The 16646-nt window shown below is 62.8% G+C and carries 11 protein-coding genes and 1 tRNA gene; 6 read left to right on the top strand and 6 right to left on the bottom strand.

Annotation, left to right across the window (positions count from 1 at the left end; all coding sequences use genetic code 11):
* Positions 1-11: 11 nt before the first annotated feature.
* The 3 genes from J2X76_RS23320 to J2X76_RS23330 form a co-directional block, all read right to left on the bottom strand.
* Positions 12-4514 (bottom strand): translocation/assembly module TamB domain-containing protein, encoded by a 4503-nt coding sequence (locus J2X76_RS23320; RefSeq protein ID WP_113128553.1) that lies wholly within the window; start codon positions 4512-4514, stop codon positions 12-14.
* Positions 4515-4543: 29 nt separating this feature from the next.
* Entirely contained in the window at positions 4544-6469 is a 1926-nt protein-coding gene (locus tag J2X76_RS23325; protein ID WP_405030078.1) for an autotransporter assembly complex family protein, read from the bottom strand.
* A gap of 168 nt (positions 6470-6637) precedes the next feature.
* Positions 6638-6901: a glycine zipper domain-containing protein gene (locus J2X76_RS23330; RefSeq protein ID WP_007759184.1), complete on the bottom strand. Its 264-nt coding sequence runs from the start codon at positions 6899-6901 to the stop codon at positions 6638-6640.
* A gap of 316 nt (positions 6902-7217) precedes the next feature.
* Between J2X76_RS23330 and J2X76_RS23335 the strand changes: the two genes are divergently transcribed.
* From J2X76_RS23335 to hemA, 4 genes are all read left to right on the top strand, one after another.
* Positions 7218-7706: a (2Fe-2S)-binding protein gene (locus J2X76_RS23335; RefSeq protein WP_113128551.1), complete on the top strand. Its 489-nt coding sequence runs from the start codon at positions 7218-7220 to the stop codon at positions 7704-7706.
* A gap of 119 nt (positions 7707-7825) precedes the next feature.
* Positions 7826-10171, top strand: a complete 2346-nt coding sequence (locus J2X76_RS23340) for a xanthine dehydrogenase family protein molybdopterin-binding subunit (protein WP_310219710.1) — start codon at positions 7826-7828, stop codon at positions 10169-10171.
* Positions 10172-10183: 12 nt separating this feature from the next.
* Complete coding sequence (locus J2X76_RS23345) at positions 10184-10981, top strand: xanthine dehydrogenase family protein subunit M (RefSeq protein ID WP_310219711.1); 798 nt, start codon at positions 10184-10186, stop codon at positions 10979-10981.
* Positions 10982-11209: 228 nt separating this feature from the next.
* Positions 11210-12424, top strand: a complete 1215-nt coding sequence (hemA, locus tag J2X76_RS23350; RefSeq protein WP_310219712.1) for a 5-aminolevulinate synthase — start codon at positions 11210-11212, stop codon at positions 12422-12424.
* Between the two features lie 36 nt (positions 12425-12460).
* Here hemA and J2X76_RS23355 read toward each other — a convergent pair whose 3' ends face one another.
* Both J2X76_RS23355 and dxr read right to left on the bottom strand, forming a co-directional pair.
* Complete coding sequence (locus J2X76_RS23355; protein WP_310219713.1) at positions 12461-13222, bottom strand: phosphatase PAP2 family protein; 762 nt, start codon at positions 13220-13222, stop codon at positions 12461-12463.
* 168 nt (positions 13223-13390) lie between these two features.
* Positions 13391-14578 (bottom strand): 1-deoxy-D-xylulose-5-phosphate reductoisomerase, encoded by a 1188-nt coding sequence (dxr, locus tag J2X76_RS23360; RefSeq protein WP_310219717.1) that lies wholly within the window; start codon positions 14576-14578, stop codon positions 13391-13393.
* A 130-nt stretch (positions 14579-14708) separates the two neighbouring features.
* Between dxr and J2X76_RS23365 the strand changes: the two genes are divergently transcribed.
* Together J2X76_RS23365 and J2X76_RS23370 are read left to right on the top strand one after the other, a co-directional pair.
* Complete coding sequence (locus J2X76_RS23365) at positions 14709-15941, top strand: FAD-dependent oxidoreductase (protein WP_310219719.1); 1233 nt, start codon at positions 14709-14711, stop codon at positions 15939-15941.
* A gap of 42 nt (positions 15942-15983) precedes the next feature.
* Complete coding sequence (locus J2X76_RS23370) at positions 15984-16523, top strand: DUF2937 family protein (RefSeq protein WP_113284271.1); 540 nt, start codon at positions 15984-15986, stop codon at positions 16521-16523.
* Positions 16524-16531: 8 nt separating this feature from the next.
* Here J2X76_RS23370 and J2X76_RS23375 read toward each other — a convergent pair.
* Positions 16532-16608: transfer RNA gene (locus J2X76_RS23375), tRNA-Arg, on the bottom strand.
* Positions 16609-16646 lie beyond the last annotated feature (38 nt).

Genomic DNA, 16646 nt, shown 5'->3' on the forward strand with positions numbered 1-16646 from the left:
AATATGCGAAATCAATATTCGCGCTCGTAAAAAACGCCGGCCTTGCCGCCTTCGGTGCCGGCGCCGGCCTTGAGCTTCACACCGCGGCCGACATCGAGGTTGATCGTCGCCTCGGCCCCGCTTTCGCCGCCCTGTTCGACCTGGATATAGGTGCGGTTGTTGATGTAGCGGCCGACCGACACGGTGGTCTGGCCAGTGGCATCCGTGTTGATGTCGAGATCGTCGACACCGAGATTGTTGCGCAGCGTTTCGAGCAATGACGTCGAGCCGCCGCCGGCGAGTTGCGCGACGGCGTCTGCCAGCTGGGCAATCTGCAGCGGCGAAAGCCGCGACATCGACTGGCCGAAGATCAGTCGCGCCAGAACCTCGTCCTGGGGCAGGGCGGGGGCGGAGGAGAAGGCGATCGTCGGGTCGTTGGCGACGCCGGTGACCTTGACCGTGATCGTCGTCGCGGCGGAGGTGGTGTTGGCCTCCATGTTGAGGATCGGGATCAGGCCGCCGCCGAAGGTGATGTCGCCATCGGTGAAATCCAGCCGCTTGGCGAGGATGACGATACGGCCGCGGCGCATCTTGAAGCCGCCGGCGACGACCGGCGCAATCGCCGTGCCCGTCACGGTCAGATCACCGCCGAGTTCGGCGTCGATGCCGCGTCCGCGCACGAAGATACCGTTCGGCGCGCTGATCTGGAGGTTGAGCGCGATCGGGTTGGAACTGCCGCTGGCGTCCTTAGGCCGCAGCTTTTCCATCTGCCGCAGCACGTCGGGCGGCGCGTTGCGATGGCGGATATCGATGGCGGAAAGCGAGGTCGGCAGACGGGCGGGTACCGTGATCGCCGCCTTGGTCAGGGTAACTTTGCCGCCAAGGATCGGGCCTGAGGTGAGCGGCCCGGTGATCGTCAGGGCGCCGTCGGCGGTTGCGGCAAAGAGGGCTCCGTCGGCATAGGCCGCCTGGGCGAGGGTAATCTTCAGGTCGGCAGGAAACCCGGAGGCCGGCGTGATGCCGACCGAGCCCTGCACCGACACCGTTCCGCCGCCCGAAAGCTTGCCCGTGAGCCGTGAAATATTGGCGCTATTGCCGTCGAACGCGACATTGGCTGCGAGATCGGTCAGCGCCAGATTGCGCCGGACATCGACGAGCCGGGCCCCGGACGAGGACGCAGTGCCGGTGATCGCCGGTGCCGCCGCCGTGCCGCCGATTGCAAGGTCGACCTTGCCGGTCCCTTCCAGCACGAACCCCTGGGCGGCCATCTGTCCGGCGAGGATGGAGAAGGGCAGCTGCCCGTTGAATTTCAGATTGAGCGGCTTGTCGCCCGCAAGCGAGACGGAGCCGCCCCCCGACAACGCTATGCCGCCTCCGCCCGAAAGGCGGGTATCGACCGTGACGGTGCCGTTCTGGAACGTGCCGCCGGCGGTGATGTTGAAGGCCGCGATACCTGCCGACGTGGTCTGCGCAATACCCGCATCGGCCCAGCGCAGGTCATAACGAACGGCCGGCGCCTGCGGCGTTCCCGTCGCGGTCACGGTGCCGGAGATCGTACCGCGGGCGCCAAGGCTCGGCGCCACGGCGTTGACCAGGCTGGCGGGCACGGCGTTGGCGCGGGCATTGATGTCGAGCGCGGGAATGCCGTTTTTCAGGATGACCTTGCCTGCTGCGGTGAGATCGAGCCCGCCGGAGCCGGTCAGGCGGGTCTTGTCTAGTGTGACTGTCCCGTTGGCGAAGCTGCCGCTTGCTTCGACTCGAAACGGGCTGATGCCAGCATCGCGCGACTGGCGAAGCTGTGCATCACTCCATTCTAGGTCATAACGTACGGCCGGGGCAGACGCGGTGCCGGTTGCGTTGATCGTGCCGGAAATCGTGCCCGCCGCATTGATCGCGGGCACGAAGGCGTTGATGAGGTTGGCGGGCAGAGCCTTGATGTTGGCCATGAGGTCCAGCGCCGAGCCGGCCGTGCCATTCACCGTGACGCTGCCGGTCCCGGTGGCGATGGTCAGGTCGGTCAGGCGCGCGCCGCCATTGGCGATCGCGATGCGGGTCGGCGCGGCAAGCCGGACCGCGATGCTGCGCGGCGCCGCCGTGAAGCTCTCGATGCCGACCGAGATGTCGGTGCCGGTCTGGATGTCGCCGACCGCCGTGAGCGGGGCGTTGTCATACTGGGCGGCAAGGTTGAAATTGGTCCGGTTGCCGCCCTGAGTAACGCCGAGGTTGATGTCGTTGATCCCGACCGCGCCGGCGCCGATACGGGCGGCACGAACCGTGCCCTGGGCGGCGATCGCCTTGATGTCGGGAATGGCGAGGTCGATATTGGGCTGGGCGATTTCGATCGTGCCGCGGCGAAGCGCACTGCCGGAAGCCCTGATCGCTGCGCCTGCCTTGCCGCCGGTGTTGCTGAACATCACCGTTCCCTTGAGATCGCCCTGCGCCTGCTGGGCCGCGAGTGCCGCCAGCAGCGAAACGTCCGGGAAATCGAAGGTCAGCTGGCCTTCCGGCAGGAAGGCAGGGGAGAAATTCAGGGCGCCGGTCAGCTTGTTCGGGCCGATCTCGGCGGTGATGGCCGGTGCGCTGGTGCGGCCCTGCACTGAGGCGACATCCGCATTGATCCGGATCGGCTGGCCGTCGAGCGAACCTATGGCCGCCAGCTTGCCCTTGGGGGCGTTCGGATCGGCGGTGCCTTCGAGGGTGAAGCTCATGTCCTGGAGCTTGCGGCCGACCAGCCGCGCATCGGCGGAATTGACCACCGCCTTGACGCCCATGGCGGCAAGCGGTCCCTTGGCGGAAATATCGAACCCGGCGGCGCCCTCGGCTTCGGGCAGCCAGCGCTTGAGATCGGGTACGCGGCCGGCGAGGCGGCCGGTGACGTTCTGGTTCTCGAAAAGCATGTTGCCATGCGCTTCGATTGCGTTGGACCGCATCACGAAGTTCTCGAGGCTGATGCGGCCGCCGCTGACCATGTTGACATAGCCTTCGGCGGAAAGCTTGCCTTCGAACTTGGAAACCAGCGCCGGCGGCAGGACGGCCGGGTTGGCGAAAATCCTGAAATTGCCGGTCACCGCCTGTTTCGACATGTCATAGGCGCCGGAAAGCGTGCCGTTGACATTGCCGCTGTCGAAGGTTGCGGCATCGAGGCCGATTGCCGGGGGAGCGAGCCTCAACGGCGCATCGAGCGTGACCGGTCCGCGGATCACCCGGTCGAGATCGTCGCTGGTGAAATCCGTGCGGGCCACGGTGAAGCGGCTGCGGATGCTGCCCGAGCGGCTGATGAGGTTGAGATCCTCGCTTTCCGCCTGGAGGCGGATCTGGCCGAAGCGCCCCTGCGGCAGGTCGGCGGCGCTTAACGCGGCCGTCGCGTTGAAGCGGGCGGAGGTGGCGGCGCCGGTCAGGGTAAAATTGATGCTCTCGAAGGAGAAGCGGCTCTCCTGGCCACTGATCGGCCAGACGAAGTCGACCGGTCCCTTGACGCCGTTGAGGCTGGCCGTGAGGCTGTTGTCGCCCGTCTGGTCCCATGCGCCCTTGGCGGCGACCTTCACGGCGCCGGAGGTGAGTTCGCCGCGTTCGATGTCCACCCGGCCGGACGGCGCATAGACCGCGGAAATGTTGATATTGGTCGTGCCGCCGAACAGCGGCCGGAAGGCCGGCGGCAGAAGCGTCGACAGCTGCCCGCCGCCGGTGACCTCCACCCTGTGCCTGCCGTTTTCGATCTGTACGTGCCGGCCGTCGACCGAGATGACAGGGGTGCCGGCAACGCTGCCCTGCAACTTGCCGGCCCATTCGGAAAGCGGGCCTTCGCCGCCGAGCGCCAGTTCCACCGCGGGAGCACCGGGCAGGCGCAACAGGCGGGCGAGGAGGCCCCCCTGCGGCTCGGAGACGGATGCCTTGAGGGTCAGGCGGTTCTGGGACGGCGCATAGACCACGTCCGCGAAGGCCTTGGCGTCCGGCTCGTCCTTGCGGGTCGCCTGCAGGTCGAGCGAGATGTCGGGGCCGGTGGCGTTGATCGAACCCTTGACCGACAGGGAGAAGTCACGTCCCGAAAGGGCCTGCGAAAGGTTGATGTCCGGCAGGTCGATCTGCGCTACACGAATGCCGACGGGCAGGGGCGATCCGGAGGAATTCGTGGTGGTTGTCGTCTGGCTGGCTGCCGGGGTCTTCGGCGGGCGTGGCGCCCGGATGAGATTGACGGTGTCGGCAGAGATATGCTCCGCGCGGAAGACGCCGGTCACCAGCGAGGTCGGAGACCAGTCGATCTTGATGCCGCCGATCTGGGCATAGGGGCCCATGTCGTCCGAGAGCGTAAGCGCATCGATACGCAGGTCGCCGGTCAGAAGCCCTTCCGGCGGGGTGAAGGAGACGCCGCGGTCAGGTGTGGAGACGATGGCGGAAATGCGGTCCGCGGCGACGCGTCCGCCGACCGGGGTGAGAGCCACGAAAAGGACGACGCCCAACGCCATGACGAACAGGATCGCGACCACGCCAAGCGCGGCCTTCAAGATCCATTTCAACAGGCGAACCATCAGCATCATGCCTTGAACGTTACCCTTTCTACTGCCTTTCAGAATGCCTGTCCTATGCCCGCATAGATACCGTACTGGCTGCCGCCGTCATAGCGCTGCAACGGGATTGCAACGTCCAATCGGAGCGGTCCGAAAGGCGTGGCATATCTCACGCCGATCCCCGCGCCAGCACGTATATCAGAAAAATCAGGCACGATTCCGGTCGATACCGTACCGACATCGACAAAAGGTACAATGCCTATGTTTTCTGACACTTTTACCCTCACTTCGAAAGATCCCAGCGTATAAGATCGTCCACCTGTGGCTTCATCGGCACTGTTGTAGGGCGAAATTTCCCGATAGGCGTATCCGCGCACCGATCCGCCGCCGCCGGCGAAGAATCTGCGCGTCGCCGGAATTCTTTCAAGGTCGCTTCCGCCGACCAGCGTTCCGGCCGCAAGACGGGCCGCGAGCACGACCTTGTCTTCCTGTCCGAGCCCAAGATAACCCGAGATCGAGCCCTCGAAGGACGAGAAGATCGTCCCGTCCATCAGCTCGTAGCTCGGCTTGGCGGAGAGCGTCGCGTAATATCCCTTGGTCGGGTCGAGCTTGTTGTCGCGCGCGTCGCGCTCGAAGCTGATCGGCAGGCTCAAGGTGAGATACTGATTGTTGCCGAAGGCGTCGTCGGCGTCGATATAGGCGATCTCCCCGCCGCCCTTGAGCTTGTCGGTTTCGTTCAGCTCGTAAGCGATGCCGGCCGAGTAGATGATGGTCTGCGCCTCGTAGACGTCGGGCGTCTCGCTCTTGGCTTCCAGGCGGGATTCGAAGGTCGCCTCCGGCACGAAGGCGCCGGGCTTGGTGAAGATGATGCCGGCGGAATAATCGAAGGTGGTGACGTCGGTGGTGGCGCCGATGCCGGACACCTTGCCTTCGATGCGCAGCGATTCCGCTTCACCGAAGAGGTTGCGGTGGCCCCAGTAGCCTTCGAGGCCGGCGCCGTCGATCGAGGAATATTCGGCGCCGAAACCGAAATAGCGATGCTTGCCTTCAGAGACCTCGATGGTCAGCGGCAACGAACCGTCCGCCGCCAGCTTGTCCGCCTCGTGGATCGTCACGCTCGAAAAGACGCCGAGTTCGCGCAGGCGGTCGTTGGCCTTCTTCAACTGGACTGGCGAATATTGTCCGTGCTTGTCGAGCCGCGAATAGCGGCTGATAAAGGCGGCATCGACGGTCCGCGATCCTTTCACGGAGACGGTGCCGAGCGGGGCGACGGGACCGCTGACGGCGCCGAGCACGACATCGATCGTGTCGGTGCGATGATCGGCTGTCACCTGTCGCTTGGTCAGTTTCGCGAGCGGGCGGCCTTCATTCTTCAAATCGACGAGAAGCTGTTCGCTGGCCTTGAGGATCAGCCGCGAACCGGCCTCGCCGCCGGCAACGAGATCGTATTTTTCCGGATCGTGGCCGACCGCGTCACCCTCGAAGCGAACCGAGCCGAGCTTGAAGACCGGGCCTGGATCGATGCGGACCGCAACCGGCACGGGTGCTGCGTGATCGAAGGTCGGGTTGGGCGGCAGGCGGTCGATATCGGTGCCGGCGACCGAGATATGCACCGTGCCGCCGTATCGGGCCTCTTCGTAAAGCACGGCGATGAGTCGGTCGCGGTCCTCGCGCGCCTTGATGATGACGCCGAGATCGCCGGAGACCGGCTGCTTTTCGTCGGTAACGAGGGAGGCGGCGGTTTCGAGGCGCTTCTTGAGGTCTTTGTCGGCGTTACCGGCGTCGAGGGTCGCGTCGTAGCGGACGGGATCGATCACCTCGACGGCGTCGTCGTCATCCCCGAACAACGTGATGCCGAAGAGTTTGAACGCGTAGGCGTTGCCGGAAAGCGGCGGGGAAACGAGAAGTGCAGCGGCGAGCATCGCGGCGGTGCCTGCTCCCCTCAGCTTCCGTTTTTCTGTCCGCCCAGTGTTTTCGTTCCGCATACGCAAACTGCTGTGGATCCCCCGGCTGGAAGCCCTCATAGCATCCGACGAAGCGACCTATCTAACTGCAAAAGGTGAAGCCGGGTACCCCTTGGCAATGATTTCATGAAAGAAAAAGCCCCGGAGCGTGCTCCGAGGCCACATTTTCTCATGCAATCCACGCGTTTGTCAGTAACGGCGCGGGCAGCTGTCGATATAGCGGCGGCCGTAGCGGTCGCGGTAGTAGCACTGCCCCGGCTGTTCGGCGACGGAGCCGATCAAGGCGCCGGAAACACCACCGATCGCAGCGCCCACGGCGGCGCCGCGAACGTTGCCGGTGGCCAGGCCACCGATCACGGCGCCGGATGCCGCGCCGATGCCGGCGCCCTGTTCAGTTGCCGTGCAGCTCGCGAGCGACGCGCCGACCATCAAAAGCACCAAGGCTTTCTTCATGAGATCCTCCTGTTTGTTCTTCGTTTGCCCGGCTGTCTTGCAGGCGTCAGACGTTTCCGTCGGCCAATACTGCAGCAACCATCAAGGGGAACAATAGGTCGCGATGTGGAAGAGTCCATATGAGCTCAATATTTTACGCCAGGATTTTTGCTTTTGTCTTGCCGGTGGTTGCCGCGGCATCCCGCGGAATCGTAACGTGGCGACCTGTCAGATCGCGGGCCAAAATATTGCCGATTCCATACAAAGTAGCGGTTGATCCGCTAATTAAAAAAGCAAATGATGGGCGCGTGTCCGGGAGGGACGCGAGGAGGACAATATGACGAAAGTGACGCTGACCGTGAACGGCCGCACGATGAGCGGCGAGTGCGAGGATCGCACCCTGCTCGTGCATTTTATCCGTGAAAAACTTGGTCTGACGGGAACGCATGTCGGCTGCGATACGACCCAGTGCGGTGCCTGCGTCATCCATATGGACGGGCATTCGGTGAAGAGCTGTTCGATCCTGGCGGTGCAGGCTTCCGGTTCGACGATCACGACGATCGAAGGCCTTGCCGGCCAGGGTGAGCTGCATCCGGTGCAGGCGGCCTTCAAGGAACATCACGGCCTGCAATGCGGTTTCTGCACGCCCGGCATGGTGATGACGGCTGTCGACCTTATCGGCCGCGAAGGCGGAAAGCTGACCGAAGAGACGGTCCGCGCCGGGCTCGAAGGCAATATCTGTCGTTGCACCGGCTATCACAACATCGTCAAGGCCATCCTCGCCGCCGATGCCGAAATGGCCGGCGGCCGGCAGGCCGCTGAATAGGTGAGTAGCGAGTAGTCGTTAGTGAGCAGTGGTTCACGCGCCGCTTTGGCTTGAACTGCTTTCTACCGACTAATTCCTAATCACTACTCACTTAACCACCATCTCGGGAGGAGATGAAAATGGGTGTTGAAGGAATCGGTGCACGCGTTACCCGCAAGGAAGACAAGCGCTTCCTGACCGGCAAGGGCCGGTATACGGACGACATGACCGTCCCGGGCATGAAATATGCCTACTTCGTCCGCAGTCCCTATGGGCATGCGAAGATCAGGAACATCGATGCGACCGCGGCGAAGGCCATGCCGGGCGTGATCGACGTGCTCGACGGCAAGCAGCTCCAGGCGGACGGCATCGGCAATCTCATTTGCGGCTGGATGATCCATTCGAAGGACGGGACGCCGATGAAGATGGGCGCCTGGCGTCCGCTGGCCGTCGATACCGTGCGTTACGTGGGCGATGCGATCGCGATCGTGGTTGCGGACTCCTCCGGCGAGGCCCGTGATGCTGCGGAGGCGGTGGTTATCGACTACGAGCAGCTTCCGGCCGTGACCGAAGCCGTTGCCGCGCTTGCCTCCGGCGCGCCGCAGATCCACCCGGAAGCTCCAAACAACCTGATCTTCGACTGGCAGATCGGCGAGCCGGATGCGGTCGACAAGGCGATCGCCTCGGCTGCTCACGTCACCGAGATCGAGATCCACAACAACCGCCTGTCGCCAAACCCGATGGAGCCGCGCGCCACGCTCGGCATCTACGATACGGCGGAGGATCACTATACCTGTTACACGACCAGCCAGAACCCGCATGTGGCGCGGCTGGTGATGAGCGCGTTCTACAATGTCGCGCCGGAAAACAAGCTGCGCGTCATCGCGCCTGATGTCGGCGGCGGTTTCGGCTCGAAGATCTATATCTATCCGGAAGAGATCATCTGTCTCTGGGCCTCGAAAAAGACCGGCGTGCCGGTGAAATGGACATCCGACCGTACCGAAGCCTTCCTCACCGACGCGCATGGCCGCGACCACGTGTCGAAGGTAAAGATGGCGTTTGACGCCAACAACCGGATCACGGCGCTGAAGGTCGATACGATCGCCAATCTTGGCGCCTATATGTCGCTGTTCTCCTCGGCGGTGCCGACCTATCTCTATGCGACGCTGCTGTCCGGCCAGTACGACATCCCGGCGATCCATGCCAATGTCCGCACCGTCTATACCAACACGGTGCCTGTCGACGCCTATCGCGGCGCCGGCCGCCCGGAAGCGACCTATCTGTTGGAACGGACGATGGAGGCGGCGGCCCGCGAACTCGGCGTCTCGCCGGCGGAACTGCGCAAGACAAACTTCATCCGCTCCTTCCCGCACCAGACGCCCGTCATCATGAACTACGACGCGGGTGACTACGAAGCCTCCCTGAACGCGGCCATGCAGGCGGCCGACTGGGCGGGTTTTGCCGCCCGGCGGTCGCAATCGGAAGCCCGGGGCAAGAAGCGCGGCATCGGCATAAGCTGCTATATCGAGGCCTGCGGCATTGCCCCGTCGGCAGCGGTCGGCTCGCTCGGCGCCGGCGTCGGCCTTTGGGAATCCGCCGAAGTGCGGGTCAATGCGGTCGGCACGATCGAAGTGCTGACCGGCTCCCACAGCCATGGCCAGGGCCATGAAACCACGTTCGCGCAGCTTGTCGCCGGCCGCCTCGGCGTGCCGATCGAGAGCATCAACATCGTGCACGGGGATACCGACAAGGTGCAGATGGGCATGGGCACCTACGGCTCGCGCTCCGGCGCGGTCGGCATGTCGGCGATCGTCAAGGCGCTCGACAAGGTCGAGGCCAAGGCGAAGAAGATCGCCGCGCATCTGATGGAGGCCTCCGAAGAGGATATCGTCATCGAGAACGGTGAATTGAAGGTCGCAGGCACCGACAAGTCGGTGCCGTGGTTCCAGGTGGCACTCGCCTCCTATACCGCCCACAACCTGCCTTCGGGCATGGAGCCGGGCCTGAAGGAAACCGCCTTCTACGACCCTTCCAACTTCACCTTCCCCGCCGGCTGCTACATTGCCGAGGTGGAGATCGATCCGGATACCGGCGAGACGGATATCGTCCAGTTCGTCGCGGCCGACGATTTCGGCAATATCATCAACCCGATGATCGTCGAGGGGCAGGTGCATGGCGGCATTGCCCAGGGGGTCGGCCAGGCGCTGCTCGAGAACGTCCAGTATGACGCGAACGGCCAGCTTCTGACGGCAAGCTACATGGATTATGCCATGCCGCGCGCCGACGACCTGCCGTCGTTCAGCCTCTCGCACCAGAACACGCCTTGCCCCAGCAATCCGCTCGGCATCAAGGGTTGCGGCGAGGCAGGAGCGATCGGTTCGCCACCGGCGCTGATCAACGCCATCACCGATGCGATCGGCCATGACAGGCTCACCATGCCGGCGACCCCGATGAAGGTCTGGCAGGCATTGCACGCGGCTCACTGAGGAGAAACAGACATGTACGCTACCAGCTATCATCGTGCATCCTCGGTGGAAGATGCCGTCAAGCTCAAGTCCGCCAATGAGGAAGGCAAATACCTCTCCGGCGGCATGACGCTGATCTCGACCATGAAGCAGCGGCTCGCCGCGCCGAGCGACCTGATCGATCTTCGCCACATTCCGGCAATCCGGGGTATCCGGATCGAAGGCCGCAAGGTGACGATCGGCGCCGCCACGCCGCATGCGGACGTGGCCGCTTCGCGCGAGCTTGCCGCCATCTGTCCGGCGATCTGCAAGCTCGCAGGGCATATCGGCGATCCGCATGTGCGCCACATGGGCACGATCGGCGGTTCGATCGCCAACAACGATCCGGCCGCGGACTACCCCGCCGGCCTGCTCGGGCTCGGCGCGACCGTTGTCACCGACCGCCGTTCGATTTCGGCCGACGACTTCTTCACCGGTCTTTTCGAGACGGCGCTGGAGGAGGGCGAGATGGTGACGTCGGTCACATTCGAGGCGCCGGAAAAGGCGGGTTACGCCAAGTTCAACAATCCGGCCTCGCGTTTTGCGATGACGGGCGTGTTCGTGGCCAGCACTGCCGGCGGCGTGCGCGTCGCGGTGACGGGCGCCGGCTCGTCCGGGGTCTTCCGTCACCCAGGCTTCGAACAGGCGCTGGCTTCCAACTGGTCGCCGGATGCGCTGAACAATGTCGCGGTCGACCCCTCTAACCTGATGTCGGACCTGCATGCAAACGCCGAATACCGCGCCAACCTCGTGAAGGTCATGGCGAAAAGGGCGGTGGCGTCTGCCGGTTAAGGCGAATCGAGAGCATCGGTAAAAGCCTGGAAGAGCGGGGAACACCGCTCTTCTTTTTGCTGCTTGACGTGGATCAATTCTCACATTTTCGAAATCGCTTACCTTTTTATTGGAATAATTCAAAAAAAGCGGGCCTTTTGCCGCAGGTTGGTTCTATTCGCGCGGTCCGGGGTTGACGAAAAGCGCGGCTGAAACCAAAACCGAAGCAGGTTCTGGAGTGTGATGAGCATGGACTTTGAGGCATTTTTCAAGAGCGAACTGGACGGGCTTCATGGTGAAGGCCGTTACCGCGTGTTCGCCGATCTGGAGAGGCACCGCGGCAATTTTCCCCGCGCCACGCGCCATACTCCCGATGGCCCGAAGGAAGTGACCGTCTGGTGTTCCAACGATTATCTCGGCATGGGCCAGCACCCCGCCGTGATCGAGGCGATGAAGGAAGCCATCGATCACTGTGGCGCGGGTGCGGGAGGCACCCGGAATATTTCTGGCACCACACACTACCACGTCATGCTGGAGCAGGAGCTTGCCGACCTGCACGGCAAGGAAGCGGGCCTGATCTTCAATTCCGGCTATATGTCGAACTGGGCGACGCTCGGCACGCTCGGCCAGAAGATCCCCGGCCTGATCATTTTCTCCGACGCGCTGAACCACGCCTCGATGATCGAGGGCATCCGTTACGCCAAGTGCGAACGGGTGATCTGGAAGCACAACGACCTCAATGACCTCGAAGCCAAGCTGGCGGCCGCCGATCCGAACGCGCCGAAGCTGATCGCCTTCGAAAGCGTCTATTCGATGGATGGCGACATCTCGCCGATCAAGGACATCTGTGACCTTGCCGACAAATACGGCGCGATGACCTATCTCGACGAAGTGCATGCGGTCGGCATGTACGGCCCGCGCGGCGGCGGCATTGCCGAACGCGAAGGCCTGATGGACCGTGTGACGATCATCGAAGGCACGCTCGGCAAGGCTTTTGGCGTGATGGGCGGTTATATCGCCGCCTCCAGCGCGCTCTGTGATTTCATCCGCTCCTTCGCCTCGGGCTTCATCTTCACCACCGCCCTGCCGCCGACGCTGGCAGCCGGGGCGATCGCCTCGATCCGGCATCTGAAGGCAAGCCCGTTCGAGCGCGTCCGCCATCAGGACCGCGTCAGAAAACTGCGCACGATGCTCGACCACCAGGGCATTCCGCATATGCACAACCCGAGCCATATCGTTCCGGTCATGGTCGGGGACGCGGCCAAGTGCAAGTGGATCTCGGATATCCTGCTCGACACCTGCAACGTCTATGTGCAGCCGATCAACTATCCGACCGTGCCGCGCAAGACCGAACGCCTGCGCATCACCCCGACGCCGCTGCACAGCGATGCGGATATCGAGCACCTGGTCGGCTCGCTGCACCAGCTCTGGTCGCGCTGCGCGCTGGCGCGGCACGTGGCTTAGTCGTGCTGGTATCCTTTATTCGATAAGTTTCCGCTCTCAGTTATGGCGCGCGGAGACAGTAATATCATCATGTCCACGAGCTATCTTGAGATAGTCTTGCTGTATGGCCCGTTTGAGCTCGCTACTTGACGATCGCAGGTCATCGAACATGGTTGCCGCCTGAAATAGAAACAAAATCAGCGCGACGTTAGTGACCCAAAAATAATTGGCCAAGGAGTATCGCAGCATTTTCACGAGGTGTTTGCGGAGAAGCTTGTCCACCAGCAGTGTCCCCGCCACGCCGAGAAATGCTCCGCCGACAACGTCGGTCATATAGTGAAATCCTGCATACATTCGCGGAAAACCCACGATCGCGATAGACCAGATGAAAAACAGCACTCCGAGGCGCCGAGAATGCAGGAAGATAGCTGTTGCCATGGCCATGGCTAACGCCATGGTATCGCTGGGAAACGAACTCCAGTCCCTTAGGATTTCATCTCCTATGCCGAAGGGGGGAATGAAATCGGGAATATTGGCGTGAAGTGGCCTCGGGCGCGCCGGGAGAAAATCCTGCAACAGCCGGCTGGATGCGATCGTCAGAATAGCCCCGATTACCAGATTGCATATAAATGCATTTTTCCGATCATCTCTGGTGCAAAAGAAAACATACATTGCGAAGATGACGCATGGGAACATCTTGAATGTTGGTCTGGTCAGAATCTTTACCAGAACAGCATCCGCGATCTCGCTGTGATGGGATAGCTTTTGAAGTGCATCAACAATAGGAAGATCTATCCAATAGCTCAGGAACTGGTACACGATACAAAGCCTCCATCCGCATGGAAATAATGCCACGTGCGAACGGTGTTTGAAGGATGTACTTTATCAGTAGGGCTGAGCTTTAATAAGTAATGTCCTACCCCGGCCGATTTAAGCAATTTGAGCGCCGGCCCAGGACTTTGACGGATGAGAGGCTGTGACGGACGGTTAAGCCGCCATCTCCTTCTGCGCGACGATCTCTCCGGCCCGACGTCTCGCCTCGGCATCGGCAGCAAACACCTCGTCCATTGTCGTCGCCGCAGCGACCCCGGCCATGTCGTCCATGACCCGTTCTGCGACATCGGCCATTTCAAGAAAACCGATGCGGCCGGCGCAGAAGGCGTGGAAGGAAATCTCTTCAGCAGCGTTCATGACGGCGCCCTGCACGCCGCCGCGCTCCAGCGCGGTGCGCGCCAGCCTCAATGCCGGGAACCGCACCTCGTCCGGTGCCTCGAAATCGAGCCTGGCGAGCCTGGCGAAATCCAGCCGCTCGACATCGAGCTTCGAGCGGTTCGGATAGGTCAGCGCGTAACCGATCGCGGTGCGCATGTCCGGACAGCCGAGCTGGGCCAGCACCGAGCCATCCGCATAACCGACCATCGAATGGATGACCGACTGCGGATGGACGATCACCTCGATCTGGTCTGGGCGGAGGTCGAAGAGATGTTTCGCTTCGATCATCTCCAGCGCCTTGTTGAACATCGAGGCGCTGCCGATCGAGATTTTCAGGCCCATGGACCAGTTGGGGTGGGCACGGGCGATATCCGCCGTCACGCCCGCCATCTGCTCGCGGGTCCAGGTACGGAAGGGGCCGCCGGAGGCGGTGAGCACGATGCGTTCGACCGCATGGTGCTGGTCGTCTTCGAGCGACTGGAAGATGGCGCTGTGCTCGCTGTCCACCGGGATCAGCCGTCCGCCGCCCTCGGCGACCGCCTTGACGAACAGTTCGCCGGCCGAGACGAGGCATTCCTTGTTGGCGAGCGCGATATCGGCGCCGCGTTCCGCGGCGGCCAGCGTCGGGGCAAGGCCGGCGGTGCCGACGATCGCGGCCATCACCCAGTCGGATGGCCGCGCGCCCGCCTCGATCAGCGCCTCGCGGCCGGCGGCGACCTCGATACCGGTGCCGGCAAGAGCATTCTTCAGTGCGGCATATTGGCGATCGTCGGCCGTCACGGCGAGCTTGGCGCCGCATGCCTTCGCCTGTTTCGCCAGAAGCGCGATATTGCTGTTGCCGGTGATCGCCACGACGTCGAAGGCCTCGCGACCGCCGAGCTGGTTCACCACATCGAGCGTATTGACGCCGATCGAGCCGGTGGAACCGAGGATGCTGATGCGGCGCTTGCCGGTTTCGGCCATGCTGTCTTCCATTTCCTAAAGCTGCCTTCGGTCTACAAGCGAAAGCCGCGGCTCACAAGAGCGGGCTTGAATTCGGCCCCGCTGCGACCAAGTGCAGCTTGCACAACGGATTGTCTTTGCGCGAAGTGGGATGATGAACGAACAAGGTGAAATTCGGACGACCTGTGTGATTGCCGGTGCAGGCCCGGCGGGGCTGATGCTGGGCCTTCTGCTGGCGCGGGCCGGCGTCGATGTCGTCGTCGCCGAGAAGCACGCGGATTTCCTGCGCGATTTTCGCGGCGACACGATCCATCCCTCGACGCTGGAGGTGATGCACGAGCTCGGCCTGATCGACGAATTCCTGCGGCTGCCGCACACGCGGGCGCCAAAACTCTCCGCCGAGATGGGCGGCAAGACGATTACGATCGCCGACTTTTCACGGCTGCCGGTCAGGAACCGCTTCATCGCCTTCATGCCGCAATGGGATTTCCTGAGCTTTCTGGCCGCCAAGACGCAAGCCTATCCGAACTTCCGGCTGATCATGCAGGCGAAGGTGGTCGACGTGCTGGAGGAGCAGGGAGTAATCCGTGGCCTCAGCCTGGAGACGCCCAAAGGAAAACTCACGATCCACTCCACGCTTGTCGTCGGCGCTGACGGCCGCAATTCCGTCGTCCGCGAAAAGGCGGGGCTCGAGGTGGAGAGTTTCGGCATTCCGAGCGAAGTGGTCTGGATGAAGCTGTCGAAACAGCCGGGCGATCCCAATGAGGTCATGGGCCATGCCGGCCCGCGCCAGGGTTTCGTGCTGATCGACCGCGGCGACTATTGGCAGTGCGGTTATGTCATCCGCCGCACCACGTTTGCGGAAATCCGCGAAAAGGGCATCGAGGCCTTCCGGCGGATGGTGGCCGATGTCTCGCCGTTGCCGGCGGCGCGAATGCAGGAAATCCGCAGTTTCGAGGACACGAGCCTGCTCACGGTGCGGATCGACCGGCTGAAGCAATGGTGGCGCTCAGGGCTGATCTGCATCGGCGATGCGGCGCATGCAATGTCGCCGATCGGCGGCGTCGGTGTCAATCTGGCGATCCAGGATGCGGTGGCGGCCGCCAATATCTTGATCGCGCCCCTGCGCGAAAGGCGCCTGACCGATGGCGATCTCGCCGCCGTCGAAAAGCGGCGCAGCTTTCCGACCAGAGCGACGCAGAAGCTGCAGTTGATGATGAGGAGCAGCCGGCGCACTGATCAGGCGGATGATCGGAAAAGCAAAGGTCCGCCGGGCTTCATCCGGGGCATCGCCCGCTTTCCGCTGCTTGCCCATCTCGCGGGCCGGCTGATCGGCCTCGGCTTTCGCATGGAGCATGTGCGGGCCGGGCAAGGCAACCTTTGACGCCCCCGCGTCGTTGATCGGCGAAACAACCGAGGTTTTGCCATGCTCATGCTCGGAAGAATGCTCACGATGGCGATGGCGCTGCTTGGCGGGATCTTCTTCTCGCAGGCGCCGGAATTCGCGCAGCAGTACCGCCAGCGGATCGGCGGGGCACTCGACGAGCTGAAGATCCTGATCTCGGAATTCGACGCCCAGGCCAACCATAACGGCCTCGATCGCCAGGAGGCGCTCAACATCTATTCCGCCTCGCCGCAGACCTTCCTGCGCAATCAGGGCGAAGCGATGCGGCGAACCTTTTCGCGTTATGAAATGCTCGCGAAGCAGCAGAAGGAGCTGACGCTCGCGCCGCCCTTCACCAAACCTTTCGTGGTGATGCGCAACCCCGATTCGACGACGTTTGCGAACGCCTGGCGCGATTACGTGCCCGGCGTGCCGGTGGATTTCGCCGGTCTCACCTGGGCGGCAGGCGGGCTTTTCTGCGGCTGGCTGATTGCTGCACTGCTGGGCGCCGCCCGTCGTGGCGTGCTCCGCTCGGTCAGGCGGCCGAAACGAATGGACCGGACGCCGACGATTGTTCGATGAGAAGCGAGTGGTGATCCCAGATGGATTCGAACCATCGGCCTCAGGATTAGGAATCCTGCGCTCTATCCTGCTGAGCTATGGGACCACGTGAGGAATTCCATACAAAAGGCGAGGCGTTTAGCC

The sequence above is a fragment of the Neorhizobium sp. 2083 genome, from assembly GCF_031455615.1.
GTDB lineage: Bacteria > Pseudomonadota > Alphaproteobacteria > Rhizobiales > Rhizobiaceae > Neorhizobium.